We start from the raw sequence: 25,381 nt of genomic DNA, 5'->3' as shown, positions 1-25,381 counted from the left end.
GTTTTTGTTGCACTGCGACAATTGATGCATGAGCACTTCACTACAACACCTTTTCGACAACAACCGGACCTGGGCGCAAAGCATGGTGCGGCAGGACCCGGCGTATTTCTCGCGTCTGGCCAGCCAGCAAAATCCCAAGTATTTGTGGATTGGCTGCTCGGACAGCCGCGTGCCCGCCAACCAGATCACCGGGCTGGACCCGGGCGAGGTCTTCGTGCACCGCAACGTGGCCAACCTGGTGGTGCACTCTGACTTGAACGCTTTGTCGGTCATCCAGTACGCGGTCGATGCGCTCAAGGTCGAGCACATCATGGTGGTGGGCCATTACGGCTGCGGCGGTGTGTTGGCTGCCGCACGGGGCATGCGCGTGGGGCTGGCCGACAATTGGCTGCGCCATGTGCAAGACGTGCATTTGCGTCATCGCCAGCGCCTGAACCACCTGCCACAAGCCGATTTGGAAACCGTGCTGTGCGAGATGAACGTCATCGAGCAAGTGGGCAACGTCGCGCTGTCCAACGTCATGCAAGACGCTTGGAGCCGTGGCCAAAAAGTCACCGTCCATGGCTGGATTTATGGCCTGGACAACGGTCTGGTCAAAGACCTCGGTGTGAGCATGAGCCACGCCGGTGAAGTGGTCGATGTGTTCCGCAACGCTTTCAAACGCTACCCCCGTGGTGGCATGCTTCCGGCCGCGTGACCCTGTGGGGTGGCGTGGCGATTTTTTACTGATTGGAGAAAACCATGTCCGACCCCATCGTCATCGTCAGCGCTGCCCGCACCCCCATGGGCAGCTTTCAAAGCGACTTCGCCAGCCTGTCTGCGCACGACCTGGGTGGTGCGGCCATCAAGGCCGCTGTGGAGCGTGCCGGCATCAGCCCTGAGCTGGTCACCGAAGTGCTGTTTGGCAACTGCCTGATGGCTGGCCAAGGCCAAGCGCCCGCCCGCCAGGCCGCTTTCAAGGGCGGCTTGCCCAAAAGCGCGGGCGCGGTCACGCTGTCCAAGATGTGCGGCTCAGGCATGCGCGCGGCCATGTTCGCCCACGACATGCTGGTCGCAGGCACGCACGACGTGTTGGTGGCCGGTGGCATGGAAAGCATGACCAATGCGCCCTACCTCATGCTCAAAGGCCGCAGCGGTTACCGCATGGGCCATGACCGCATCTTTGACCACATGATGCTCGACGGCCTGGAAGACGCCTACGAAGCCGGCCGCAGCATGGGCACTTTTGGCGAAGACTGTGCTGCCAAGTACAGCTTCACCCGCGCCGAGCAAGACCACTTTGCCACCACCAGTGTGCAGCGCGCCAAGGCTGCTACTGAATCTGGCGCATTTGCCGCCGAGATCACACCCGTCACGGTGAAAGACCGCAGCGGCGAGCGCGTGGTGTCCATCGACGAAGGCCCTGGCAAAGTCAAGCTCGACAAGATCACATCGCTCAAGCCCGCCTTCAAGAAAGACGGCACCATCACCGCAGCCAGCAGCTCGTCCATCAACGACGGAGCCGCAGCCTTGGTGCTGATGCGCGAGAGCACCGCTGCCAAGTTGGGCTGCAAACCGCTGGCCCGCATCGTGAGCCACGCCACGCACGCACAAGAGCCCGAGTGGTTTGCCACCGCCCCCGTGGGCGCGACGCAAAAAGCATTGGCCAAAGCGGGCTGGAAAGTCGAAGACGTGGACCTGTGGGAAGTCAACGAAGCCTTTGCCGTGGTGCCCATGGCCCTCATGAAAGAGCTGAACGTGCCGCACGAGAAGGTCAATGTGAACGGCGGCGCTTGCGCATTGGGTCACCCCATCGGCGCGTCCGGTGCGCGCATCATGGTCACGCTGATCCACGCCCTCAAGGCCCGTGGCTTGAAAAAAGGCCTGGCCACCTTGTGCATCGGCGGCGGCGAAGGCACGGCTGTGGCGTTGGAACTGGTGTGATGAATGACCGTCATCGCGACCGCGAGCTTGCGTGGCGGGTGGTGATCCAGATGAACCCTCGCTGTGCAGATGCACTGGACTGCCGCGCTGCGCTCGCAGTGACGGGGCGGTTGGAGCCATGAAAACCGTCCTCCTCATCGGCGCATCGCGCGGCATCGGCCAAGAGCTGGCCCGTCAATACATCGCAGACGGCTGGCGCGTGATCGCCACCGCCCGCTCCGACGATGGGCTGGCGAGCCTGAAGGCTTTGGGCGCACAAACCCTGCGCCTCGATGTGGCCAACCCGGCCAGCAACTCGGGGCTGTCTTGGCAGCTGGACGGCGAGAAGATTGACCTGGCCATCTATGTGGCAGGCGCCATGGACCGCGCCAGCGCCAACACCCCGCCCACCCGCGACAGCTTTGACGCCGTCATGCACACCAACGTGATGGGCGCGATGCAGGTCATCCCGCAAATCGTGCCCATGGTGCAAGAGACAAAAGGCGTGATCGCCTGCATCAGCTCCGTCATGGGCAGCATGCAAGAGACCACCAGCGGCAATGCGGCGCTCTACCGCGTGAGCAAGGCTGCCCTCAACATGGTGGTGCGCTGCACGCAAGCCGAGCAGCCCGACATCACCGTGCTGGCCATCCACCCCGGCTGGGTGCAGACCGAGATGGGCGGCGCGGCCGCGCCCCTCACGCCTGAGCAAAGCGCAAGCAGCTTGCGCCAAACGCTGAACCGAATCCTTGAACAACGCGACCCGACACACCGTGGCGCATTTTTGAACCACGACGGCCAGACCCTGCCGTGGTGAACCGATAAAGAAAGAGCCCCATGCTGCTGACCCCCGACCAGGAAATGATCCGCGACGCCGTGCGCGACTTCGCACAACGCGAACTTTGGCCCCATGCCGCGGAGTGGGACAAAAAACACCACTTCCCGAAAGACGTGCACAAGGGCCTGGCCGAGCTGGGCGCCTATGGCATTTGTGTGCCCGAAGAATTGGGCGGCGCGGGCCTGGACTATGTGACGCTGGCGCTGGTGCTCGAAGAAATCGCCGCCGGTGACGGCGGCACCAGCACCGTGATCAGCGTGACCAACTGCCCGGTGAACGCCATCTTGATGATGTACGGCAACGCCGCGCAAAAAGCGCAATGGCTCACGCCCTTGGCCCAAGGCCAGATGCTCGGTGCGTTTTGCCTGACCGAGCCGCATGTGGGCTCGGACGCATCGGCCCTTCGCACCACCGCCGTGAAAGACGGCGACGGCTACGTCATCAACGGCGTCAAGCAGTTCATCACCAGCGGTCAAAACGGCGACGTGGCCATCGTGATCGCGGTGACCGACAAGGGCGCGGGCAAAAAAGGCCTGAGCGCCTTCATCGTGCCCACCCGCACGCCCGGTTACAACGTGGCGCGCCTCGAAGACAAGCTGGGCCAGCACAGCAGCGACACCGCGCAGATCAACTTCGACAACTGCCGCATACCCGCTGAAAACCTGATCGGCCAGGAAGGCGAAGGCTACAAAATCGCCCTGTCGTCTTTGGAAGGCGGGCGCATCGGCATTGCAGCGCAAAGCCTGGGCATGGCCCGCAGCGCCTTGGATGTGGCCATCGACTACGCCAAGCAGCGCGAAAGCTTTGGCACCGCCATCTTCAACCACCAAGCCGTGGGTTTCAGACTGGCCGATTGCGCCACGCAACTCGAAGCGGCGCGCCAACTCATTTGGCACGCGGCCAGCCTGCGCGATGCCGGTCGCCCTTGTTTGAAAGAAGCCGCCATGGCCAAGCTGTTTGCCAGCGAGGCCGCCGAAAAAGTGTGCTCCGCCGCCATCCAGACCTTGGGTGGTTACGGCTATGTGAGCGATTTTCCGGTCGAGCGCATTTACCGCGATGTGCGCGTCTGCCAGATCTACGAAGGCACCAGCGACGTGCAAAAAATCATCATCCAGCGTGCTTTGTAAATGCCCAAGAAACTGGATGGCCGCGCTTCGCTCGCCATGACGGTGTGGGCCGTCACTGCGAGGAGCGCAGCGACGTGGCAGTCCAGCATCTGCGCTCGTCATGACGAAGCATTGAACCATTGACTTTCAAAAGAGGAGCCCCGCATGCCCATCACCAAAGGATTTCAGGCGCTGGTTGACGAAGCCATGGCCCAGGTCACGACCTACAGCGTCGATCAAGTCCGTGCGCGTTTGACCGACGCGCATGTGCAGATCGTCGACATCCGCGACCCCCGCGAGCTGGAGCGCGAAGGCACCGTGCCAGGCGCTTTGCTGGCACCACGCGGCATGCTCGAATTCTGGGTGGACCCGGCTTCGCCCTACTTCAAGCCCGTGTTTGCCGACGAGAGCAAAGAGTTCATCTTGTTTTGCGGTGCGGGCTGGCGCAGCGCCCTGGCCACCAAAACCCTGCAGGACATGGGCATGACCAACGTGGCGCACATCGACGGCGGTTATGCGGCCTGGAAAAAAGCCCACGCGCCCATGGTCACGCTGGAACAGCACAAGGCCGAAAGCGCTGCGCGCAAAAACCATTGAGCACGATGCTTTGTCCCTGCGGCCGAACCACGGCCAAAGGCCAGCCGCTCGCACTGGACGCGTGTTGCGGCCTTTATCACGCCGGTCAGCCAGCCCCCGATGCCGAAAGCCTCATGCGTTCGCGCTACAGCGCCTTTGTGTTGGGTGATGTGCCTTACCTGCTGGCCACCTGGCACAGCAGCCAGCGGCCTGCCGAGCTGACGCTTGAAGCTGGGGCCAAGTGGCTGGGTCTGGACATCAAGCAACACCGCAGCACAGGCGAGCACACCGCTGAAGTCGAATTTGTTGCGCGTTTTCGCGTGGGTGGCAAAGCCATTCGTCAGCACGAACGCAGCCGCTTTGTGCGCGAAGAAGGGCGCTGGTATTACGTCGACGGCGACGTGCTCTGAGCCTGTGTGATGTGTTCAGTATGATCCCCGCATGACATTCCAAGCCATTTTGTTCGACTGCGACGGCGTGCTCGTCGACAGCGAGGCCATCACCTGCGGCGTGCTGCGCGACATGTTCGAGGAACAGGGTTGGCGCATGACGCTGGCCGAGTGCATGCAGCGTTTTGTGGGCCACACGGTCAAAAGCCAGCGCGTGACCATCGAGGCGCACACCGGCACGCCGCTCACCGATGAATGGCTGCAAGCGTTTTTTGAGCGCCGCAATGTGCGCTTGCAAGAGAGCATCACCGCCATCGAAGGCGTGCACGAGGCCGTGGCGCATCTGCATGACCATTGCCAAGGCCGCATCGCGGTGGCCTCTGGTGCCGACCGTTTCAAGGTCGAGATGATGCTCAAGCAAGTGGGCTTGCACAGCTTTTTTGAAGGCCGCATTTTCAGCGGCCATGAAATGCCGCGCAGCAAACCGCACCCCGATGTGTACCTGGCCGCTGCTGCGCATTTGCAGGTCGATCCTGCGCGTTGTCTGGTGGTCGAAGACACCACCGTGGGCATCACGGCGGGTGTGGCCGCAGGCGCCACCGTGTGGGCCTATGCCGCACCGCCTGCGGTGCACGCACCTCTGTTGCAAGCCGGTGCTGCGCGGGTGTTCACCGGCATGCACGAGTTGCGCTTGGCATGAAAGCCCGACACCGGTCCAGCAAAGTGCAGCCTTCAGTCAGGGCTCAAGCCCAGTGACCTGAACACTCAGTTGGCCGAGCCCAACGCCAAGCCCGCATGCTCGCGCAGCGGGTGGAAGTGGATCTTGGGAAAGCGCTCTTGCGCCAGGCGCACGTCATAGGGGCTGGTGCACAAATAGGCCAGCGTGCCTGCCGCATCCAGCGACATACGCTGAGGGTAGGCGTTGGTGAACTCACGCAGTTCGGCTGGGGTGTCGGCCGTGATCCAGCGGGCGCCGGTGTACTGGCAGCCTTCCAGGCGCACGTCGCAGTCGTATTCAGCCTTCAGGCGGTGCTGCACCACTTCAAACTGCAACTGACCGACCGCGCCCAACAGCATGGGGCCGCCGATCTCGGGTTTGAAGACTTGGATCGCGCCTTCTTCACCCAATTGATCGAGGCCGGTTTGCAGTTGCTTGGTGCGCAGCGGGTTCTTCAGGATCACGGTCATGAAGAGTTCGGGCGCAAAGAAGGGCAGGCCGGTGAACTGGAGGTTGGCCCCGTCGGTGATGGTGTCACCCAGCTGCACGCCGCCGTGGGTGGTGAAGCCAATGATGTCGCCCGCGAAAGCCTCTTCCACGGCTTCGCGACGTTGGCTCATGAAGGTGACCACGCTGGTGGGGCGCAGTTCTTTGGCGGTGCGTTGCACCTTAAGCTTCATGCCGGGGGTGTATTTGCCAGACGCCATGCGCACAAAGGCGATGCGGTCGCGGTGGTTGGCGTCCATGTTCGCCTGCACCTTGAACACCACGCCCGAGAACGCGCTGTCTTCGGGCTGGATTTCTTTGACCACGGGTTGCTTGTTGACCAGCAGGTTGCTGGTGCGGGGCTTGGGCGCTGGGGCCAAGTCGACCAGGGCGTCGAGCACTTCCATCACACCGAAGTTGTTCACACCCGAGCCGAAGAACACGGGGGTTTGCTTGCCCGCCAGGAAGGCGGCTTCGTCAAACGCGGGCGAAGCGCCGGTGGCCAGCTCCATGCTGTCCATGGCGGTTTGCCATTCCAGGCCAAAGCGCTCGGCCAGTTGGGCTTGTTCGGTGAGGGGAATGGTTTCAAAGTCTTGCGGCAGGCGTTCGCTGCCGGAATCGAACACCGTCATGGCCTGCGTGCGCAGGTTGATGATGCCGCCAAACGATTTGCCTTGGCCCACAGGCCAGGTCATGGGCACGCAGGGCATGCCCAGCTCGCGTTCGACTTCGTCCAGGATGTCGAGCGGGTCGCGCACTTCGCGGTCCATCTTGTTCACAAAGGTGATGATGGGTGTGTCGCGCTGACGGCACACTTCAATCAAGCGGCGGGTCTGGGCTTCCACACCGTTGGCCGCGTCAATGACCATGAGCGCCGAGTCCACGGCAGTCAGCACGCGGTAGGTGTCTTCAGAGAAGTCTTTGTGGCCGGGGGTGTCGAGCAGGTTGATGACGTGCTCGCGGTAGAGCATCTGCATCACGGACGAAGCCACCGAGATGCCGCGCTGCTTTTCGATTTCCATCCAGTCCGAGGTGGCGTGGCGCGAGGCCTTGCGGGCCTTGACCGAGCCGGCAATCTGGATCGCGCCCGAGAACAGCAAGAGCTTTTCGGTCAGCGTGGTTTTACCCGCGTCGGGGTGGGAAATGATGGCAAAAGTCCGGCGGCGCCGGGTCTCGTTGGCGTAGGTCACAAAACGTCCTGAAATTCATGCGGGCGGCAAACGCACCCAGTGCGGCAAAGCGCAGAGCAGCTTGCGCAAAACCCCTGATTTTACGGGCTGAGTGCCATACGGGGATCATTCTTCGTATAATCGCAGGCTTCCGAGGAGCGTTGCAGCGTCCCCTGGCTTTGAACAAAGCTGGCAGCGGGGCGTGAGGCTCGGAACCTTCATACAGCAACGACGCTCATCCACTCGACGTGTGGTGAGCCTGTTTTTCCCATTCAGTGCTTTTCCTGCGCGTGTGGTTCATTCACATTGCTTGGAGCTTTTCTCATGAATGCACGTATTCCTACCGCCATCAACGCTGACTGCGTGATCGCCGACATCGGCCTGGCCGATTGGGGCCGCAAAGAAATCAAAATCGCCGAGACCGAAATGCCCGGCCTGATGGCCATCCGCGAAGAGTTCAACAAGGCCCAGCCCTTGAAGGGCGCACGCATCACCGGCTCGTTGCACATGACCATTCAGACGGCCGTGCTGATCGAGACCCTGCAAGCCTTGGGCGCTGACGTCCGCTGGGCTTCTTGCAACATTTTCTCGACCCAAGACCACGCCGCTGCCGCGATTGCTGCCGCCGGCACCCCCGTGTTCGCCATCAAAGGCGAGACCCTGGCCGACTACTGGGATTACACCCACCGCATTTTTGACTTCGGCGCCGCAGGCACCGAAGGCGAAGGCCCCAACATGATCCTGGACGACGGCGGCGATGCCACCTTGCTGATGCATTTGGGCAAGCGCGCTGAAACCGACGCATCGCTCATCGCCAACCCCACCAGCGAAGAAGAGACCTGCCTGTTCAACGCCATCAAGGCCAAGCTGGCCGTGGACCCGACCTGGTACAGCCGCAAGGGCGCGCACATCATCGGCGTGACCGAAGAGACCACCACTGGCGTGCTGCGCCTGAACGAGATGGCCGCCAAGGGCAGCTTGATGTTCCGCGCCATCAACGTCAACGACTCGGTGACCAAGAGCAAGTTTGACAACCTGTACGGCTGCCGTGAATCTTTGGTCGATTCGATCAAGCGCGCCACCGACGTGATGATTGCTGGCAAAGTGGCTTGCGTGGCCGGTTACGGCGACGTGGGCAAGGGCTCGGCCCAAGCCTTGCGCGCTTTGAGCGCCCAAGTCTGGGTGACCGAGATCGACCCGATCAACGCCCTGCAAGCTGCGATGGAAGGCTACAAAGTGGTGACCATGGAATACGCCGCTGACAAGTGCGACATCTTCGTGTCCGCCACCGGCAACAAGAACGTGATCCGCTACGAGCACATGGCCGCCATGAAAGACGAAGCCATCGTTTGCAACATCGGTCACTTCGACAACGAAATCGACGTCGCTTCGTTGGAAAAGTGCCAGTGGGACGAGATCAAGCCGCAAGTCGACCATGTCATCTTCCCCGATGGCAAGAAGATCACCTTGCTGGCCAAAGGCCGTTTGGTGAACTTGGGCTGCGCCACCGGCCACCCCAGCTTCGTGATGTCTTCTTCGTTTGCCAACCAGACCATCGCCCAGATCGAACTGTTCACCAAACAAGACCAGTACGAGTCCGGCAAGGTTTACGTGCTGCCCAAGCACCTCGATGAAAAAGTGGCCCGCCTGCACCTCAAGAAAGTCGGCGCCATGCTGACCGAGCTGAGCGACGAGCAGGCCGCCTACATCGGCGTGTCCAAGAACGGCCCTTACAAGGCCAACACCTACCGTTACTGAAATTCACCGCATGCGCATTGATCAACTTCTTGTCGAACGCGGCCTGGCCGCTTCCCGTTCCCAGGCACAGCGCCTGATCGCCGGGGGCGTGCAGTGGCAGCTGCCTGACGGGAGTTGGCGTGCGGTGGTGAAAAACCGCGACGAAGTGCCCGAGAGCGCTGCTTTGCAGCTGCTCGACGACGCCGAGTCGCGTTATGTCTCGCGCGGTGGCTTGAAGCTCGAAGGGGCTTTGAAGGCCACGGGCGTGCAGGTGGACGGCTTGCGTTGTTTAGACGTGGGCCAAAGCACCGGCGGTTTCACCGACTGCTTGCTGCAGCACGGTGCGGCCGAAGTGGTGGGCATTGATGTGGGCCATGCCCAGGTGCACCCGCGCATTCGCGAAGACGAGCGCGTGATTTGCATCGAAGGCGTGAACGCCCGCGAGTTGCAGCCCGGTGACGAACGCGTGCCCGATGCGCTCGAAGGCTTTGACCTGATGGTGGGCGATGTGTCCTTCATCTCGCTGACCTTGGTGTTGCCGGGTGTGGTGCATTTGCTCAAGCCCACAGGCCAGTTGCTGATGCTGGTGAAGCCCCAGTTTGAATTGCAGCCCGGTCAGGTGGGCAAGGGCGGCATCGTCAAAGACGACACGCATTTCCCCTTCATCGAAAACCGTGTGCGCACGGCTTTGACCGAGCTGGGCATGCAGGTGACGGCATGGCTGGCCAGCCCGATTGAGGGTGGTGACGGTAACCGCGAATTTTTTGTGCAGGCTTGTTGGCCTGACCCTGCTGCGGTGTTGCCCGCACGCGAGGCCACACGCGTGGCCCACGAGGCCGATCTGGCCGCCAAGGCCTATGCCAAGGCCAACGACTATTGAATTTTTGAAGGTGTTGAGATGTCTGCATTGAAGCTGCCGATCAGTCTGGAATTTTTTCCACCCAAAACGCCAGAAGGCGCTGAGAAGCTCCGAGTCGTGCGTCAAACCTTGTATGGCCTCAAGCCTGAGTTTTGCTCGGTGACTTATGGCGCGGGTGGTTCCACACAAGAGGGTACCTTTGCCACGGTGGGGGCGATCTTGTCCGAGGGTGTGGCCGCCGCTTCGCACTTTTCGTGCATTGGCGCGACCAAGGCTTCTGTGCGCGCCGAGTTGGCCACACTCAAGGCCATGGGCGTCAAGCGCCTGGTGGCCTTGCGCGGCGACTTGCCCAGCGGCTACGGCGCAGGTGGCGAGTTCCACTACGCCAGCGATCTGGTGGCCTTCATACGGGCCGAGACCGGTGACGACTTCCACATCGAAGTGGCGGCCTACCCCGAAATCCACCCACAAGCCAAATCACCTGAAGCCGATTTGCAGGCCTTTGCCACCAAGGTCAAAGCCGGTGCCAACTCTGCCATCACGCAATACTTCTACAACAGCGATGCGTATTTCCGCTTTGTGGACGACGCCTACAAACTGGGGGTCGATGTGCCCATTGTGCCGGGCATCATGCCCATCACCAGCTCCTCACAGTTGCTGCGATTTTCGGACGCCTGTGGGGCCGAAATTCCGCGTTGGATCCGCTTGCGCTTGCAAGGCTATGGCGATGACATCGAGTCGATCAAAGCCTTTGGCCTGGAAGTGGTGTCGGATCTGTGCGAACAGCTCATCAACGGTGGCGTGCCCGCGATCCACTTTTACACCATGAACCAAAGCGCCGCCACATTGAGCGTTTTGTCGGCGCTGAAAAGCCGTTGAAAATCTTTGCTTTAGCCTTGGCGTTGTGGTGTGGCGCCGCGGTCGCAGCTGTGCCCGAGCCGTCTGCCGATGCGGTAATGCAGCAGGCCTTGCCATCGGAGGCTGAGGCCAGTGATGCCATGGCGCAAGACATGGCTGGAACGCTGCTTCAGCACGGGCTGGCCTCTTGGTACGGCGGCAAGCGCTGGCAGGGTCGGCGCACAGCCAGTGGAGAACGCTTTGATGGCCAAGCCTTGACGGCGGCGCACAAAACGTTGCCTTTGGGCAGCCGTGTCCGTGTTGTCAATCTTGGCAATGGACGGGCGGTCACCGTGCGCATCAATGACCGGGGCCCTTTCACCCCCCAATTCATCATTGACTTGAGCGAAGCCGCTGCTGAACGCTTGGGCATGCGCCATGCCGGGCGAGCGCAGGTGGCCTTGCACCGCAGCGCATCGGTGTCCAAGTCGTCGCGGTGAGTGCCGCCTTTTTGATCTGCCGCAAACCGCACGCAGATCGGGCGGCGAGTCGGTTCTGGATTTGACGCAGCGCAAGACCGCATACACCCCATGGGCGTCCAATGACTTTGAGGCGAAAAGCTTCTTCGTTAAAGGAAAAAACCATGAAAAAACAATTGATCGTTATCGCCGCTTTGGCCGCATTGGGCATGGGCGTGGTTCAAGCGCAAGAAACACCTTGGCTGGTGCGTGCACGTGCCGTGAACTTGGACATGGCCAACAAAGACAGCACAGGCTTGGGCCTGACGGTGGACAACAAGACCATCCCTGAAGTGGATGTGAGTTATTTCTTCACGCCCAACATTGCAGCCGAGTTGATCTTGACGGTGCCTCAGAAGCAGACCGTGTCCAGCAATGGCACGTCGATCGGCACATTCAAACACTTGCCTCCAACATTGTTGATGCAGTACCACTTCACAGGTTTGAATGGCTACAAGCCCTATGTGGGCGCCGGTATCAACTACACCGACATCAGCAAAGTCAACCTGCTTGGCGGTGTCGCCACTTTGGACAAAGACAGTTGGGGCGGCGCCTTGCAAGTGGGCGTGGACATCCCGCTCGACAAGAACTGGTCGATCAACTTCGATGTCAAAAAAGTCTATATCCGCACCCATGTTTACGCAGGTGGTGTGAATGCAGGGACGTTGAAGCTCGACCCCCTGCTCGTCGGCGCAGGCGTGGGCTACCGCTTCTGATCGGGTTCACCCCTGAAGCAAAACGCCCTGCAATGCAGGGCGTTTTTCATGGGCGACCGAATACAAATCAGCGTTCGTCGAAGCTCACCACCACGCGGTCGCTGGTGGGGCGGGCTTGGCACGACAGCACGAAGCCTTGGTCAACTTCGGGTTTCTCGAGCGTGAAGTTCTTGTCCATTTCAGTGGAGCCTTCCATCACCTTGCAGCGGCAGGTGCAGCACACGCCGCCTTTGCAGGAGTAAGGCAAATCCAGGCCGAGTGCCAGCGCGATGTCGAGGATCTTCTCGTTCTTGTTCATTGGCATGTCGTAGGGCTTGCCGTCCAGCACCACGGTGAGCTGCACTTCGCCACCGTCGCGCGTGGCCTTGTGGCCCAGTACGGCTTTGGCTTTTTGCTCGGGGCTCAGCGCTTCGAGCGTGGGCGAGGTGAAGCGTTCGGTGCGGATGCGCTCGGATTTGACGCCGGCATCGAGCAAGGTCTTCTCGGTCTCTTCAATCATGGCCTCGGGGCCGCATATGAAGACCTCGTCCATGCTGCCCACGGGCAGGAAGGCGTCGATGATGGCGCGCACTTTGTCCGCGTTGATCCGGCCCTCGAGCAAAGGCACTTCTTGCGATTGGCGCGAGAGGATGTGGATCAGCGTGAGGCGAGAAGGGTAGCGGTCTTTCAGGTCTTGCAGTGCCTCGTTGAACATCACGCTGTCCATGCGGCGGTTGCCGTAGACCAGGGTGAATTTCGATTCGGGCTGCTCTTCGAGCGTGGTCGCCAAAATGGACAGGATGGGCGTGATGCCTGAGCCTGCAGCGAAGCCGACGCGGTGGATGGCGCGCTGCTTTTGCACGGTGAAGCGGCCGTCTGGCGGCATCACGCGCAAAGTGTCGCCCGCTTTGAGCTGGCTCGCCGCCCAGTTGGAAAACACACCGCCTTCGACGGGGCGGATGCCCAGTTCGAGTTCGCCTTGCTGCAACTGGCTGCGGGCCGAGCTGATGGAGTAGCTGCGGCGCACGTCGGCGCCATCGATGCTGGCGCGCAGGGTCAGGAACTGACCCGGCGCAAAGTCAAAGGCTTTGCGCAGATCGGTGGGCACGGCCAGCGTGATGGCCACGGCGCCAGCGGCTTCGGGCGTGACTCGGGCGACGGTGAGGTCATGAAAACGCAAGGCGGTCATGGCGGGCTTTCTTGAGAAGCTTCAGTAAGGTTTGAAGTAGTCGAACGGTTCCATGCAGTCGAGGCACCGGTACAGGGCCTTGCAGGCAGTGGAGCCGAAATGGGAGGTTTCGGTGGTGTTAGCCGAGCCGCATTGCGGGCAGTTGACGACCTCGGCTTTGGCGCCGCGTGCTGCGAACTGCACCACGTTGGCCGAGCCGGATTTCTCGCTGGCGCAGGCGTGGGGCGGTGCAATGCCGTAGGCACGCAACTTCTCGCGTGCCGCTTCGGTCATCCAATCGGTGGTCCAGGCGGGGGCCAGTTGGGTGACGACCCGGCCACTTAAGCCGTTGTCAGCCAATGCCGCCTTCACATCGTCTTCGATCTGGCCCATCGCGGGGCAACCGCTGTAGGTCGGGGTGATGACCACTTCCAAGCCATCGGGGCCTTCGCGCACGTCACGCAAAATGCCCAGCTCGCGCAGAGAGACCACCGGGATTTCCGGGTCGCTCAGGTGTTCGAGCAGGCCCCAAGCGCGCTGTTCAAGCGCCGTCATCGCGAGCGGAGAACGCTCTGTCGACGCGAGCGAAGCGCGGCGATCCAGTGCCTGTTCAAGCGCGCTGGTGCTGATGGTCGGTTCGGTCATGTGGGCGGAGCGGCTTTACCAGGTGGCTTGTGGGTGTGCGCGGGCCAGACTTTGCATTTCGGCCAAGACAAAACCCAGGTGCTCGGAGTGCAGACCTTGTTTGCCGGTGGGCACAAACCCGCCTGTGGCTGGGCGCTTGAGCGTGGCTTCTTGCACCGCCGTGTCAACGATTTGGTCCCAGTCGGCTTGCAGTGCAGCCATGTCGGTGCCCGTGCCATTGGCCCGAGCGGCTGTCTCTTGCGGGCTGGCGGTCCAGAACTCTTGGCAATACGGCAGCAGCTGGTCGAGCGCGGCTTGCACTTTGGCATGCGATTCATCGGTGCCATCGCCCATGCGCACCAGCCAGTCACGCGAGTGTCGCAGGTGGTAACGCACTTCCTTGAGCGACTTGGCGGCGATCGCTGCCAGCTGCGTGTCTTTGGACGTTTGCAATTGGTCCCACACCAGCACCATCAAGCTGCTGTAGAGGAAGTTGCGCACGATGGTCATCGCAAAGTCGCGGTCGCCTGCCGAGGTGGCGGCCATCAAAGGCATGTGCGGCAATTCACACAGTGTGTAGTTTTTGAAGTCAGGCACATCGCGGAAGTAGGCCAGCGTGTCTTCGGTGGCGCCGCCGCCATGCAGCTCGGCCGCGCGTTGGTACAACATGCGGGCCTGACCGATCAGGTCCAGGCTGTTGTTGGACAGCGCGATGTCTTCTTCCAAGATGGGGGCGTGGCCACACCATTCGGCATTGCGCTGACCCAGGATCAGCGCGTTGTCGGCAAGGTGCAGCAGGTAATCAACAGGGGCGTTCATGGTGGCGCTCACATGTGTCCCACTTCTTCTGGGATTTCATAGAAAGTCGGGTGGCGGTACACCTTGTCGCTGGCCGGATCAAAGAACTCGGGCTTGTCATTGGGCTCGCTCGCCGAGATGCTGGCCGAGGGCACGACCCAGATGCTCACACCTTCTTGGCGGCGGGTGTACACATCGCGCGCCATTTGCAGGGCGTGCTCGGAATCCGATGCGTGCAGGCTGCCGCAATGCTTGTGCTCCAGGCCTTGCTTGGAGCGGACAAAAACTTCCCACAGGGGCCATTCTTTCAGTGCAGGTGTGGCGCTCATGCGGCCTCCTTCATTTGACGTTGCTGTTGTTTCTTGGCGTGGGCCAGAGCCGCTTCGCGCACCCAGGCGCCATCGTTCCAGGCCTTGACGCGGGCGCCCAAGCGCTCCTTGTTGCAAGGGCCATTGCCGTTGACGGTGGCCCAGAACTCGTCCCAGTCGATCTGACCGTAGTCGTGCGCTTGGCGCGCTTCGTTCCACTTCAGATCGGGGTCGGGCAAGGTCACGCCCAAGACCTTGGCTTGCGGCACGGTGGCGTCTACAAACTTCTGGCGCAGGTCGTCGTTGCTGATGCGCTTGATGCCCCAGCGCATGCCTTGCGCGCTGTTGGGGCTGTCGGCGTCGGGCGGCCCGAACATGGCCAGGCACTTCCACCACCAGCGGTTGACGGCGTCTTGCACCATGGCTTTTTGCTCGGCGGTGCCTTGCATCATCACCAGCAAAGCTTCGTAGCCCTGGCGCTGGTGGAAGGACTCTTCTTTGCACACCCGCACCATGGCGCGGGCGTAAGGGCCATACGAGCAGCGGCACAGCGGGATCTGGTTCATGATGGCCGCGCCATCGACCAGCCAGCCGACCACGCCCACATCGGCCCAGTTGAGCGTGGGGTAGTTGAAAATGGAGCTGTATTTGGCTTTGCCGGTGTGCAGCGCGTCCAGCATCTGGTCGCGGCTGGTGCCCAGGGTTTCGGCGGCGCTGTACAGGTACAGGCCGTGGCCGCCTTCGTCTTGCACTTTGGCAATCAAGATGGCCTTGCGCTTCAAGCTGGGGGCGCGGCTGATCCAGTTGCCTTCGGGCAGCATGCCCACGATTTCGCTGTGGGCGTGTTGGCTGATCTGGCGCACCAGGGTCTTGCGGTAGGCCTCTGGCATCCACTCGCGGGGCTCGACGCGGCCATCGGCGTCGATGCGTGCATCGAATTGAGCTTGCAGCGCTTGTTCGCTGGCGCTGACTTGCTTGGGCACGGCCTTCAGGCCGGCTGACTTCGCGTCATCCTGGTCGGATACGCTGAAAGATTGCGTGTACATGGGCTTCTCCTGCGCCTGACAGGATGGAATGATCGTGGCGCAGAAGCGAGTATAGCAATTAACCGACCGATCGGTCGGTTAATTAAAGCCCTTGTGCTCAGGACTTTCCCTGAGCCGGGGCGAGCCTCAGGATGAGGATTCGACTTTCCATTCCTTGCCCGTGCCACGCGCCAGTGCGGGGCCCACCACGTCCAGCGCCTTGCGGATCTGGTCCTTCAGGGTGAAGGGCGGGTTGATCATGAACATGCCACTGGCCACCAGGCCGCCGACGTCGCCAGGGCCACGGCCAATGGCCAAGGTGGCGTTGAGCCAGGGCTTTTGCGCCTGGTTGGCCAGCGTGCGCAAACGGCGGGGCAGCTCGTGCGCTTCGGGGCGCGGGATGATCGGGTACCAGACCAGATAGGTGCCGGTCGAGAAACGTTTGAGGTATTCCTGAATGACGTTCGCGACCTTGACGTAATCCGACTTGATCTCGTAGCTGGGGTCAATCAGCACCATGGCGCGTTTGGAGCCGGTGGCCGATGCCGGTGGCGGCAACAGCTTCTTGAGTGCCTCAAAGCCATCTTCGCGGCTCACGGTGACGGTGCGGCCCGCCTCCAATTGGGCGATGTTGGACATCAGCGACTTGCTGTCGGTGGGGTGCAGCTCAAACAGGCGCAGGCGGTCGCGCGACTCGTGGCGCATCAGGCGCTGCATCAAAAAAGGTGAGCCGGGGTAGACCCGGGCCTCGCCATTGGCGTTGAAGCTCGCGATCTGCGCCAGATAGTCTTCGATGGGTTCTGGAATGCTGTCCAGTTTTTCCAGGGCCGCCAGCAGTTTGAACAAACCGTCCTGGGCCTCAGCGCCTTTTTGGGAGTAATCGCCGTCCAGGCGGTACAAGCCCGCGCCGGAATGGGTGTCGATCAAGGTGATGCCGGCCTCTTTTTGCATGAGGTGGCGCATGGTCGCCAGCAAGGTGATGTGCTTGAGCACATCCGCATGGTTGCCGGCGTGGAAGGCGTGTCGATAACTGAACATGCACCGATGGTAACCAATATCCCCGCAAGTCCTTGATTTTTCGTATAATGGCAGGCTTCGCAGCGATTCAGTGGTCCCGCGGCGAAGACGCCCAAGCCTGTAAAGGCGGGGGCAAATTCCCACCTAAGAGGCTCCCAACAGAGGAGCACCGACCGTGGAAAAGGACCCAACAAACCTTTCTTCAAAGAGAAAACTCATGACAACAACTTTCAGCGCAAAACCCGCTGAGGTCGTGCACGAGTGGTTTGTGATTGACGCGACCGACAAGGTCCTCGGACGAGTAGCCAGCGAAGTTGCTCTCCGTTTGCGCGGCAAACACAAGGCCATTTACACGCCTCACGTCGATACCGGTGACTTCATCGTCATCATCAATGCTGCCCAGCTCAAAGTGACTGGCACCAAGACCATCGACAAAGTGTATTACCGTCACTCGGGCTATCCCGGCGGTATCACTGCAACCAACTTCCGCGACATGCAAGCCAAGCACCCTGGCCGCGCACTCGAGAAGGCTGTCAAGGGCATGCTGCCCAAGGGCCCACTCGGTTACGCCATGATCAAGAAACTCAAGGTGTATGGTGGCGCTGAGCACCCACACACCGCCCAACAGCCTAAAGTGCTGGACATCTAAGGAGCCTTGAGATGATTGGTGAATGGAACAATGGCACAGGCCGTCGCAAATCCAGCGTCGCCCGCGTGTTTCTGAAAAAAGGCACTGGCAAGATCACGGTCAACGGCAAGGACATCCAAGCCTACTTCGGCCGCGAAACTTCGATCATGATCGCCAAGCAACCCCTCATGTTGACCAACCATGCCGAAACTTTCGACATCATGATCAACGTGCACGGCGGTGGCGAATCCGGTCAAGCCGGCGCATCGCGCCACGGCATCACCCGCGCCCTGATTGACTACGACGCAACGCTCAAGCCTATGCTGAGCCAAGCTGGTTTCGTCACTCGCGACGCCCGTGAAGTCGAACGTAAAAAGGTTGGCTTGCACTCTGCTCGCCGCCGCAAGCAATTCTCGAAGCGTTAATCCGCTTTCTTGTTTTGCCAAAAGCCGCAACGGTTCGCCGCTGCGGCTTTTTTGTTGGGCAAATCACCGTGGGCATACCCCCAACGCCAGTAGCGTTAATGGCTTGGGTGAACGGGAATAACCTACTGCGGCGCTATACTATTCACCATTGATCCCGGAGAAACACCATGAGCGCAGTTGCAGAAAACATCCAGACCGAAATGCCCGCACCGATTGTCTTCACCGACAGCGCTGCCGCCAAAGTGGCCGACCTGATCGCGGAAGAAGGCAACCCCGACCTGAAGCTGCGCGTGTTCGTCCAGGGGGGTGGCTGCTCGGGCTTTCAGTACGGCTTCACCTTCGATGAAATCACCAACGAAGACGACACCACCATGAGCAAAAATGGCGTGTCCTTGTTGATTGACGCCATGAGCTACCAATACCTGATTGGCGCTGAGATCGACTACAAAGAAGACCTGCAGGGCGCGCAGTTTGTCATCAAGAATCCGAACGCCACATCCACTTGCGGCTGCGGTTCTTCTTTTTCGACCTGATAAAGCAAGCAGGCGAGCACGGCTCGCCACACACATCACCGGGGGTCAGCGTGGATACAGCGCCCCCAAGACACGGGCGCCTCTGGCGCCCGTGACGCTTTTCAGGCTGGCCGTTTCGCGGCGCAGTGCCTTGAAGGCCAACCAGGCAAAAGCGGCAGCCTCTACCTGCAACGGCGGCAGACCACACTGCTCGCTGCTGACCACGTCCATGCCCGGCAGGTGCGCTGACAGCCGGCGCATCAAGTGCCCATTCAAGGCCCCCCCACCGCACACGATCAGCCTTTGAGCCTTGGCGGCATGCACGCTGACATCCATGGCACAAGCCAAGGCCGTGAACTCGGTCAAGGTGGCTTGCACATCCACCGCAGAGAGCTTGTCAAATGCGCGCAGGTGCTGTTCCAGCCATGCCGGATTGAACAGATCACGCCCTGTGCTCTTGGGCGGGACGCGGCTTAAAAAATCTTCGCTCAGCAAGCTGTGCAGCAAGTCCGCATGCACCGTGCCAGTTGCAGCCCAAGCGCCGTCGCGATCAAAGGTTTGGCCGGAGTGCTGCTGGCACCAAAAATCCATCAAGGCGTTGCCGGGCCCACAGTCCCAGCCTTGCACCGAGCCATCGGCGTGCAAGACGCTGATGTTGGAAATGCCGCCAATGTTCATCGCCGCCACGCATTGACCGGGCAGGCCAAAAACACCTTGGTGAAACGCGGGCACCAGCGGTGCACCCTGGCCGCCAGCGGCCAGATCGCGGCTGCGAAAATCGGCCACCACATCAATGTCGGTCAGCTCTGCCAGTAAAGCGGCATTGATCAGCTGGATCGTGTACCCCACAGCCGCTTGCTGTGCGGCATCGTCGCCATCAAACTCCAGCGGCCGATGGCGTACGGTTTGGCCGTGAGCGCCGACCGCGGTGATGTCTTGGGGCTTGAGCGAAGTCTGTGTCAGCAAATCACCGACCACCTGAGCGTAATGCCGCGACACCCGATTGCCAGCCAAAGCAGCTCGGTGCAGTTCGTCGGGGCCGCTTTGGTTCAGTGCCAGCAAGGCTTCGCGAAAGGGGGCGTCAAAAGGTCGGAAAGCATGGCCTTCGACCTGCATCTGACCGTTTTCGTGGATGCGGGCCAGCACGCCATCGACGCCGTCCAAGGATGTGCCTGACATCAGGCCAATGTAGAGACGGGAGGGCATGGAGGGCGTGTCAGAAAAGAGCGGCAACAAGGACCGTGATGATGCCATCAAAAAAGGACCCGAAGGTCCTTTTGTAGATCACAACTCGTTGGTGTCGCGCATCAGCGCCGCAGCCTCGAATTGAGACTTGGCGTATTTCACAGCCGCATTGAAGCGGGCCATGGCCGCTGGCGAGATCGGCGTAGCTTGCGCTTGCTGTATCACGCTTTGCGGATCGACGTGTGCGCCATTGACGCGGAACTCAAAATGCAGATGAGGGCCGGTGGACCAGCCGGTGCTGCCCACGGCGCCAATCGTCTGGCCCTTTTGAATGGACTGGCCTTTGCTCACTTGGATGCGGCTCAGGTGGGCGTAGACCGTGCTGTGGCTGGGGCTGTGGCGCACGATCACCACATTGCCGTAGCCGCCTTGTACACCTGCAAAATCGACCACACCATCGCCAATCGACATCGCGGGGGTACCGGTCGGTGCGGCGTAGTCCACACCGTTGTGCTTTTGAAGCGTCTGGAAAATGGGGTGCAGTCGCATGCCCATGCCGCTGGTCTTGCGAGAAAAAGCCACAGGTGCCGCCAGGTAAGCGCGGCGCAGACTCTTGCCATCCAACGCGTAGTAATTGCCCTTTTGACCGGGCTCCTGGAACCAAACCGCTTGGTAAAGTTTGTTGTCGTTGTTGAACTCGGCACTCAACACGCGCCCAGTGCGGATGGGCTCGCCATCGGCCTCCAGCACCTCATAAACCACCGCGAAACGAGCGCCTTTGCGCAAAGTGCGGTGGAAGTCGATCTGACTCGAGAAGATATCAGTCAGCTGGCTGATCACGGGGTCGGGCAAACGGGCTTCATCAGCCGCTGCATACAGCGAACTGGCCACCGTGCCGCCGGTCATGCGCACGCTGGTGTTCATTGCGGCAGACGTCTGAACGGCTTGCAAGCCTTGGGCAGTACGCGTCACCACCAAACGCTGGAAAGCGGTGTCCGTTTCATTGCGCAACCAACGCACGCTCAACTGGCGTAATTGCTTTTGGTTGTTGACCTCGGCCGACACCGTACGGCCCGAGCGCAACAACGCCTCCTTGGCCAAAGGGTTCTTGCGCAAGAAGGCGGCCACTTGCGGATCCACCACACCCATGCGACGCAACAAGCTCTCGGGCGTATCCGCAGTGCGGGTCAGATCCGAACGGGTCAAGTTCAGCTCGGTTTGCTCAATGGCCAGCGCTTGCGCTGCCAAATCGGCCACTTCAACAGGCACGGAGACACTGACCACCGGTTGGTCAGAAATGTCAGGACCCAAATTGGCAATGGCAAAAGCGCCTGCGCCGGTGGCCATCAACACGGAGGCCACGGTGCTGCTGATCATTTTGGGGTGACGCAGCACCCAAGTGCGCAGGGCATTCAGCCACTGAGTCAGTTGCGGGTGCTGGCCGTCCAACCAGGCCAAGGCACGTTGAATGCTCGACAAAGCTGCGCCCAGAGCCAAAGTGCCCTGAACCAACAGCTTGATCAGCAACGCACCCAGTCGGGTCTTGAAATCATTCAAAAAAGGCATTCAATTCACGGTTGCATTGAAGCTGCGACACAGACGTGCGGCAGTTCAACAAAAGGAGGGGCAAGCGCATCCACCTAAAATGGAGGCCTTGGCAAGGAGCAGAGTTTACCGCCCGAGCCCATTTGACTCCAGAAAAAACCTTTATGAATCAAGCGCTTGTTACAAAGTTCCCAGTCACGGACTCGGTTTTGAATGCTTTGGAGGTCACTTTGCGCGGCTGCGAAGAACTGATCCCCAAAGAAGACTGGCTGCAAAAACTGGCCAAATCCGAAGCCACAGGCGTGCCCCTGCGCATCAAGCTGGGCCTGGACCCGACCGCGCCCGACATCCACATCGGTCACACCGTGGTGCTCAACAAAATGCGCCAGTTGCAAGATCTGGGGCATCAAGTCATCTTCCTGATCGGCGACTTCACCAGCCTGATCGGTGACCCGTCGGGCCGCAACAGCACCCGCCCGCCGCTCACGCCCGAGCAGATCAAGCTCAACGCCGAGACTTATTACAAGCAAGCGAGCCTCGTGCTGGACCCCGCCAAGACCGAAATCCGCTACAACAGTGAGTGGTCGCTTCCATTGGGCTCCATGGGCATGATCCAGTTGGCGGCCAAATACACCGTGGCCCGCATGATGGAGCGCAACGACTTCCACGACCGCTTCCACGCAGGCACCCCCATCAGCGTGCACGAATTTTTGTACCCGCTCATGCAAGGGTACGACTCCGTGGCGCTCAAGAGTGATCTGGAACTGGGCGGCACCGACCAGAAATTCAACCTGCTCATGGGCCGCCACCTGCAAGCCGAATACGGCCAGGACCAGCAATGCATCCTGACCATGCCCCTGCTCGAAGGCCTGGACGGCGTGGACAAAATGTCCAAGTCCAAGAACAACTACATCGGCATCACCGAAGAAGCCAACAGCATGTTCGCCAAAGTGCTCAGCATCTCCGACACCCTCATGTGGCGCTGGTACACGCTGCTGTCCTTCAAGTCCATGGCCGAGATCGAAGCCCTCAAAAAAGAAATCGAAGGCGGGCGCAACCCCAAAGACGCCAAGGTCATGCTGGCCAAGGAAATCACCACCCGCTTCCACAGCGCAGCCGCTGCAGAAGCGGCCGAGCAAGACTTCATCAACCGCAGCAAAGGCGGCGTGCCCGACGACATCCCCGAGGTCGCCCTGTCCGGTGCGCCCATGGGCATTGGCGCCTTGCTCAAATCGGCGGGCCTGGCCCCCTCCACCACAGAAGCCGGTCGCCTGATTGACGGCGGTGGCGTGCGCATTGACTCCATTGTCATCAGTGACAAAGGCCTCAAACTGGAGGCGGGCACCTACGTCGTGCAAGTGGGCAAACGCAAATTCGCCAAAGTCACCCTGGCCTGATCGCGCCGCTGCAGCGCCGGTGCGTCACCAGCGCTGCACCGCGGCGGAGTATCCTCAAAGCATGAAACAACTCGATGCCTGGATGACCCCCAAGCGCATGCTTTGGGCCTCGGTGGTGGTGGCCCTGGTCACCATCGCCCTCAAAACCCTGGCCTGGTGGCTCACCGACTCGGTCGGCCTGTTGTCTGACGCCATGGAATCCCTGGTCAACCTGGCCAGTGCCATCTTCGGCCTCATGATGGTCACCGTGGCCGAAATGCCGCCCGACGAAGACCACCCCTACGGCCACCACAAAGCCGAATACTTCTCCTCAGGCTTCGAAGGCATCCTCATCATCGTGGCGGCCTTGGGCATCGTCTGGGCCGCCGCACACCGCATATTTGACCCCCAACCGCTGGAGCAAGTCGGCCTGGGCCTGGCCCTGTCGGTCGGCAGCTCAGCCCTCAATGGCGTGCTGGCTTGGCTCATGTTCCGCGCTGCCAAACAGCACCGCTCGCTGGCGCTGCAAGCCGATGCCCGCCACCTGGTCACCGACGTCTGGACGTCTGCAGGCGTCGTGCTCGGCATCGCGCTGGTCAGCGTCACCGGCTGGCTCTGGCTCGACGCCGTCGTCGCCATCGGCGTCGCCCTCAACATCCTGAGAGAAGGCGCCCACCTCGTTTGGGAATCCTCGCAAGGCCTCATGGACGAAGCGGTGGAAGCCGAGGTCATGGCCGACATCCACACCGTCCTGCAAGGCTTTGCCCACCAGCGCGGCGACGTCGAAATCATCCGCTTCGACCACCTCACCACCCGCAAAGCCGGACAACGCCGATTCGTCGACGTCCACATGCACATGCCCGCCAGCTGGACCCTGGGCCGCGCCGCCGCCCTGCGCACCAGCGTCGAACAAGCCCTCATGAGCGAAGTGCCCGGCCTGCGTGCCAGCATCCAGCTCTTGCCCAGTGATGTCGAAGCCCACTTCGACGACCCCCGCGACCTGAAATGATCGCCATCCTCCAGCGCGTCAGCCAAGCCAGCGTGCGGGTCGATGACGAAGTCATCGGCCAGATCGGCGCCGGCCTGCTGGTGTTGCTCTGCGCCGAAAAAGGCGACACCGACGCTGTGGCCGACAAAATGCTGGCCAAGATGCTCAAGCTGCGCATCTTCAGCGACGACGCCGGCAAGATGAACCGCAGCGTGCAAGACGTCGGTGGCGGCATGCTCGTGGTGAGCCAATTCACCCTGGCCGCCGACGTGGCGGGCGGCAACCGCCCCAGCTTCACCCAAGCCGCCGCACCCGACGAAGGCCGACGCCTGTACGACCACTTCGTCAGCCAAGCCCGCGCCCTTCACCCCGTGGTGCAAACAGGCCGCTTCGCCGCCGACATGCAGGTCTCGCTCATCAATGACGGCCCCATCACCATCCCCATGCGCATGAACGCCTGAGCCTTGGCGCCCGAAACGCGAGCCCCTGACTTGTGCTTGCGAGCCCTTTGACTTGTCATTGCGAGCGAAGCGCGGCAATCCAGACTTCCCTTCGACGAGCTTGACGTTTCTGTCAAGCGATGGCTGCTGCACGCCATTTTTGCCAGTGACAAGCATGACAGAGGTCGGGCGCCATCCCTGTCATGACCCCGGCTTGTCGCTGTCACTAAGAGCCTGAAGGTATTGTTTGTATTTGTATTTTGAAATGTCAGTTTTGACGGTGATGTTCTTTTTTTACTTGTATTTTGTGACTACAAAATAACTGCAAAGTCAAAAAAAGAGACGTTAATAATTAGTTACAGAAATGTCACATGTACGCCATTTGGCGTATATAAATTTCCAAAAAATCTTGGATACTTTTGTCATAAGCCCCTAATTGGGACACCTGTGACAAAAAGTTGCTAAACCAAGTGCGCGCAGCCAAAGGAAACCTATGACATACAAGACGTTTTTGAACCAGTCCAAGCACTCAATCCGGCAAGCCGGCTTTGCCCGCGGCCTGGTCGCATCCTTGATGCTGTGCCTGTCTTTGGGCGCCTTCGCCCAGAACTACTACACCGCCCCAGGCAGCCCCATCAACACCTTTGGCCAGAAATTTGCCCAAGCGCCCCAAGTGGTCGACAGCCAGACGCGCATGGTCTTCTACCGCACCCGCCAGTCCTCTTCTGTGCCCGGCGCTGCCAGCATCTACGTCAACGGCGCCTACCACGCCTCCATCATCCCCGGTGGCTACAGCCAGCTGTGCATGCCCCCGGGCAGCGTCGAGCTGGGCCTCAAATCGGTGGAAGTCGGCACCAACGTCAAAGACAACCTGGACACCATCACCGCCATCCGCAGCGCCAGTGCCCAGACCCAGTTCTTCCGAGTGCAAGAAGCCGGCCGCGGCCGCCAAGTCTTGCAGCCTGTGCAAGTGGCAGAAGCCCTGCGCGAGATCGACGGCGCACGCGAGCAAACCCACACCATCTCGCGCGTGACTGGCGCTGTCGAGTGCAGCATCAACCGTAACCCCGCTCCCGCAGCGCCGCAAACCATCACCTTGGCCGCTGACGCCTTGTTTGCCTTTGGCCGCTCGGACCTGGGCGCCATGTCGCCCACAGGCCGCGCCTCGCTCGACGCGCTGGTGGCCCGCCTGCGCAGCGAATACATCCAGCTGGACCGCATGAACATCATCGGCCACGCCGACCCGCTCGGCCAGCCCGGCCCCAACGAGCGCCTGTCCATTGACCGTGCCAACACCGTGCAGCAATACCTGGCCCAAGCGGGCCTGGGCAGCGTGCGCATGACCAGCGAAGGCCGCGGGGACCGCGAGCCCGTGGCCTTGCAGTGCGGCCGCGTGGCCACACCGCAGGCCATCGCCTGCCACGCGCCCAACCGCCGTGTGGTGATTGACATCGCGGGCGCGCGTCGCTGATCGCAGCTGAACACCGAACAACAACCGAACACATCAGCCGC

The 25,381-nt window shown here is 61.0% G+C and carries 28 protein-coding genes and 1 riboswitch; of the genes, 19 read left to right on the top strand and 9 right to left on the bottom strand.

The window, feature by feature from the left end; translation table 11 throughout:
• Window positions 1-28: 28 nt before the first annotated feature.
• From can to B9Z43_RS09065, 7 genes are all read left to right on the top strand, one after another.
• Window positions 29-697 (top strand): carbonate dehydratase, encoded by a 669-nt coding sequence (can, locus tag B9Z43_RS09095; RefSeq protein WP_108324585.1) that lies wholly within the window; start codon window positions 29-31, stop codon window positions 695-697.
• Window positions 698-741: 44 nt separating this feature from the next.
• Window positions 742-1,923, top strand: coding sequence for an acetyl-CoA C-acyltransferase (locus tag B9Z43_RS09090; protein WP_108324583.1), 1,182 nt, complete (start codon window positions 742-744; stop codon window positions 1,921-1,923).
• Window positions 1,924-2,041: 118 nt separating this feature from the next.
• On the top strand, window positions 2,042-2,719 hold the full coding sequence (locus B9Z43_RS09085) for an SDR family oxidoreductase (RefSeq protein WP_108324581.1): 678 nt from the start codon (window positions 2,042-2,044) through the stop codon (window positions 2,717-2,719).
• A gap of 20 nt (window positions 2,720-2,739) precedes the next feature.
• The gene (locus B9Z43_RS09080) at window positions 2,740-3,867 is read left to right on the top strand and encodes an acyl-CoA dehydrogenase family protein (RefSeq protein ID WP_108324579.1); all 1,128 of its coding nucleotides are present in this window, start codon (window positions 2,740-2,742) and stop codon (window positions 3,865-3,867) included.
• A 144-nt stretch (window positions 3,868-4,011) separates the two neighbouring features.
• Window positions 4,012-4,443, top strand: coding sequence for a rhodanese-like domain-containing protein (locus B9Z43_RS09075; protein WP_108324577.1), 432 nt, complete (start codon window positions 4,012-4,014; stop codon window positions 4,441-4,443).
• 5 nt (window positions 4,444-4,448) lie between these two features.
• Window positions 4,449-4,832 carry a YchJ family protein gene (locus B9Z43_RS09070; protein WP_108324575.1) on the top strand — a complete coding sequence of 128 codons (384 nt, stop codon included), beginning with the start codon at window positions 4,449-4,451 and terminating at the stop codon, window positions 4,830-4,832.
• A gap of 31 nt (window positions 4,833-4,863) precedes the next feature.
• Window positions 4,864-5,511 carry an HAD family phosphatase gene (locus B9Z43_RS09065; RefSeq protein WP_108324573.1) on the top strand — a complete coding sequence of 216 codons (648 nt, stop codon included), beginning with the start codon at window positions 4,864-4,866 and terminating at the stop codon, window positions 5,509-5,511.
• A 65-nt stretch (window positions 5,512-5,576) separates the two neighbouring features.
• Here B9Z43_RS09065 and B9Z43_RS09060 read toward each other — a convergent pair whose 3' ends face one another.
• Entirely contained in the window at window positions 5,577-7,205 is a 1,629-nt protein-coding gene (locus tag B9Z43_RS09060) for a peptide chain release factor 3 (RefSeq protein ID WP_108324571.1), read from the bottom strand.
• Between the two features lie 126 nt (window positions 7,206-7,331).
• Window positions 7,332-7,428, top strand: a riboswitch (S-adenosyl-L-homocysteine riboswitch).
• An 80-nt stretch (window positions 7,429-7,508) separates the two neighbouring features.
• On the opposite strand from B9Z43_RS09060, the gene ahcY reads away from it, so the two are divergent.
• The 5 genes from ahcY to B9Z43_RS09035 all read left to right on the top strand — a co-directional run bounded on the left by ahcY (window position 7,509) and on the right by B9Z43_RS09035 (window position 11,851).
• Window positions 7,509-8,942 (top strand): adenosylhomocysteinase, encoded by a 1,434-nt coding sequence (gene ahcY, locus B9Z43_RS09055; RefSeq protein ID WP_108324568.1) that lies wholly within the window; start codon window positions 7,509-7,511, stop codon window positions 8,940-8,942.
• Window positions 8,943-8,952: 10 nt separating this feature from the next.
• Entirely contained in the window at window positions 8,953-9,801 is an 849-nt protein-coding gene (locus tag B9Z43_RS09050; RefSeq protein WP_108324566.1) for a TlyA family RNA methyltransferase, read from the top strand.
• Between the two features lie 18 nt (window positions 9,802-9,819).
• Window positions 9,820-10,659, top strand: coding sequence for a methylenetetrahydrofolate reductase [NAD(P)H] (gene metF, locus B9Z43_RS09045; protein WP_108324563.1), 840 nt, complete (start codon window positions 9,820-9,822; stop codon window positions 10,657-10,659).
• A complete protein-coding gene (locus tag B9Z43_RS09040) occupies window positions 10,656-11,117 on the top strand; it encodes a septal ring lytic transglycosylase RlpA family protein (protein WP_369910132.1) in 462 nt (153 codons plus the stop codon). The genes metF and B9Z43_RS09040 overlap by 4 nt, the downstream gene beginning before the upstream one ends.
• A gap of 143 nt (window positions 11,118-11,260) precedes the next feature.
• Window positions 11,261-11,851 (top strand): OmpW family protein, encoded by a 591-nt coding sequence (locus B9Z43_RS09035; RefSeq protein WP_108324561.1) that lies wholly within the window; start codon window positions 11,261-11,263, stop codon window positions 11,849-11,851.
• A 67-nt stretch (window positions 11,852-11,918) separates the two neighbouring features.
• On the opposite strand, the gene paaE is transcribed toward B9Z43_RS09035, so the two are convergent.
• From paaE to B9Z43_RS09005, 6 genes are all read right to left on the bottom strand, one after another.
• Window positions 11,919-13,019 (bottom strand): 1,2-phenylacetyl-CoA epoxidase subunit PaaE, encoded by a 1,101-nt coding sequence (gene paaE / locus B9Z43_RS09030; RefSeq protein ID WP_108324558.1) that lies wholly within the window; start codon window positions 13,017-13,019, stop codon window positions 11,919-11,921.
• 21 nt (window positions 13,020-13,040) lie between these two features.
• Window positions 13,041-13,553, bottom strand: a complete 513-nt coding sequence (gene paaD, locus B9Z43_RS09025; RefSeq protein WP_108324746.1) for a 1,2-phenylacetyl-CoA epoxidase subunit PaaD — start codon at window positions 13,551-13,553, stop codon at window positions 13,041-13,043.
• 105 nt (window positions 13,554-13,658) lie between these two features.
• A complete protein-coding gene (gene paaC, locus B9Z43_RS09020) occupies window positions 13,659-14,441 on the bottom strand; it encodes a 1,2-phenylacetyl-CoA epoxidase subunit PaaC (RefSeq protein WP_108324748.1) in 783 nt (260 codons plus the stop codon).
• An 8-nt stretch (window positions 14,442-14,449) separates the two neighbouring features.
• Window positions 14,450-14,749: a 1,2-phenylacetyl-CoA epoxidase subunit PaaB gene (paaB, locus tag B9Z43_RS09015; protein WP_108324556.1), complete on the bottom strand. Its 300-nt coding sequence runs from the start codon at window positions 14,747-14,749 to the stop codon at window positions 14,450-14,452.
• The gene (gene paaA / locus B9Z43_RS09010) at window positions 14,746-15,774 is read right to left on the bottom strand and encodes a 1,2-phenylacetyl-CoA epoxidase subunit PaaA (protein WP_108324554.1); all 1,029 of its coding nucleotides are present in this window, start codon (window positions 15,772-15,774) and stop codon (window positions 14,746-14,748) included. The genes paaB and paaA overlap by 4 nt, the downstream gene beginning before the upstream one ends.
• Window positions 15,775-15,900: 126 nt before the next feature.
• Window positions 15,901-16,791: a 23S rRNA (adenine(2030)-N(6))-methyltransferase RlmJ gene (locus B9Z43_RS09005; RefSeq protein ID WP_108324552.1), complete on the bottom strand. Its 891-nt coding sequence runs from the start codon at window positions 16,789-16,791 to the stop codon at window positions 15,901-15,903.
• Window positions 16,792-16,987: 196 nt separating this feature from the next.
• Here B9Z43_RS09005 and rplM point away from each other — a divergent pair, with 196 nt between their 5' ends.
• From rplM to erpA, 3 genes are all read left to right on the top strand, one after another.
• Window positions 16,988-17,419: a 50S ribosomal protein L13 gene (gene rplM / locus B9Z43_RS09000; protein ID WP_089953382.1), complete on the top strand. Its 432-nt coding sequence runs from the start codon at window positions 16,988-16,990 to the stop codon at window positions 17,417-17,419.
• 11 nt (window positions 17,420-17,430) lie between these two features.
• The gene (gene rpsI, locus B9Z43_RS08995) at window positions 17,431-17,823 is read left to right on the top strand and encodes a 30S ribosomal protein S9 (protein ID WP_108324550.1); all 393 of its coding nucleotides are present in this window, start codon (window positions 17,431-17,433) and stop codon (window positions 17,821-17,823) included.
• 167 nt (window positions 17,824-17,990) lie between these two features.
• Window positions 17,991-18,356 (top strand): iron-sulfur cluster insertion protein ErpA, encoded by a 366-nt coding sequence (gene erpA / locus B9Z43_RS08990; RefSeq protein ID WP_090137811.1) that lies wholly within the window; start codon window positions 17,991-17,993, stop codon window positions 18,354-18,356.
• A gap of 45 nt (window positions 18,357-18,401) precedes the next feature.
• Here the strand turns inward: erpA and B9Z43_RS08985 are convergent, their stop codons facing one another.
• Together B9Z43_RS08985 and B9Z43_RS17515 are read right to left on the bottom strand one after the other, a co-directional pair.
• Window positions 18,402-19,541 (bottom strand): anhydro-N-acetylmuramic acid kinase, encoded by a 1,140-nt coding sequence (locus B9Z43_RS08985; RefSeq protein ID WP_108324744.1) that lies wholly within the window; start codon window positions 19,539-19,541, stop codon window positions 18,402-18,404.
• 78 nt (window positions 19,542-19,619) lie between these two features.
• Window positions 19,620-21,086: a M23 family metallopeptidase gene (locus tag B9Z43_RS17515; RefSeq protein ID WP_108324547.1), complete on the bottom strand. Its 1,467-nt coding sequence runs from the start codon at window positions 21,084-21,086 to the stop codon at window positions 19,620-19,622.
• A gap of 143 nt (window positions 21,087-21,229) precedes the next feature.
• Here B9Z43_RS17515 and tyrS point away from each other — a divergent pair, with 143 nt between their 5' ends.
• The 4 genes from tyrS (at window position 21,230) to B9Z43_RS08960 (ending at window position 25,340) form a co-directional block, all read left to right on the top strand.
• Entirely contained in the window at window positions 21,230-22,462 is a 1,233-nt protein-coding gene (gene tyrS, locus B9Z43_RS08975; RefSeq protein ID WP_108324545.1) for a tyrosine--tRNA ligase, read from the top strand.
• A 61-nt stretch (window positions 22,463-22,523) separates the two neighbouring features.
• On the top strand, window positions 22,524-23,450 hold the full coding sequence (locus tag B9Z43_RS08970) for a cation diffusion facilitator family transporter (RefSeq protein ID WP_108324542.1): 927 nt from the start codon (window positions 22,524-22,526) through the stop codon (window positions 23,448-23,450).
• Window positions 23,447-23,890, top strand: coding sequence for a D-aminoacyl-tRNA deacylase (gene dtd, locus B9Z43_RS08965; RefSeq protein ID WP_108324540.1), 444 nt, complete (start codon window positions 23,447-23,449; stop codon window positions 23,888-23,890). The genes B9Z43_RS08970 and dtd overlap by 4 nt, the downstream gene beginning before the upstream one ends.
• Window positions 23,891-24,362: 472 nt before the next feature.
• On the top strand, window positions 24,363-25,340 hold the full coding sequence (locus B9Z43_RS08960) for an OmpA family protein (protein ID WP_108324537.1): 978 nt from the start codon (window positions 24,363-24,365) through the stop codon (window positions 25,338-25,340).
• The last annotated feature ends 41 nt before the right edge of the window (window positions 25,341-25,381 follow it).

The sequence above is a fragment of the Limnohabitans sp. MMS-10A-192 genome, from assembly GCF_003063335.1.
GTDB lineage: Bacteria > Pseudomonadota > Gammaproteobacteria > Burkholderiales > Burkholderiaceae_C > Limnohabitans_A.
Note: the sequence above shows the minus strand (reverse complement) of the source record. Positions and strands in the feature narration are given on the sequence as shown.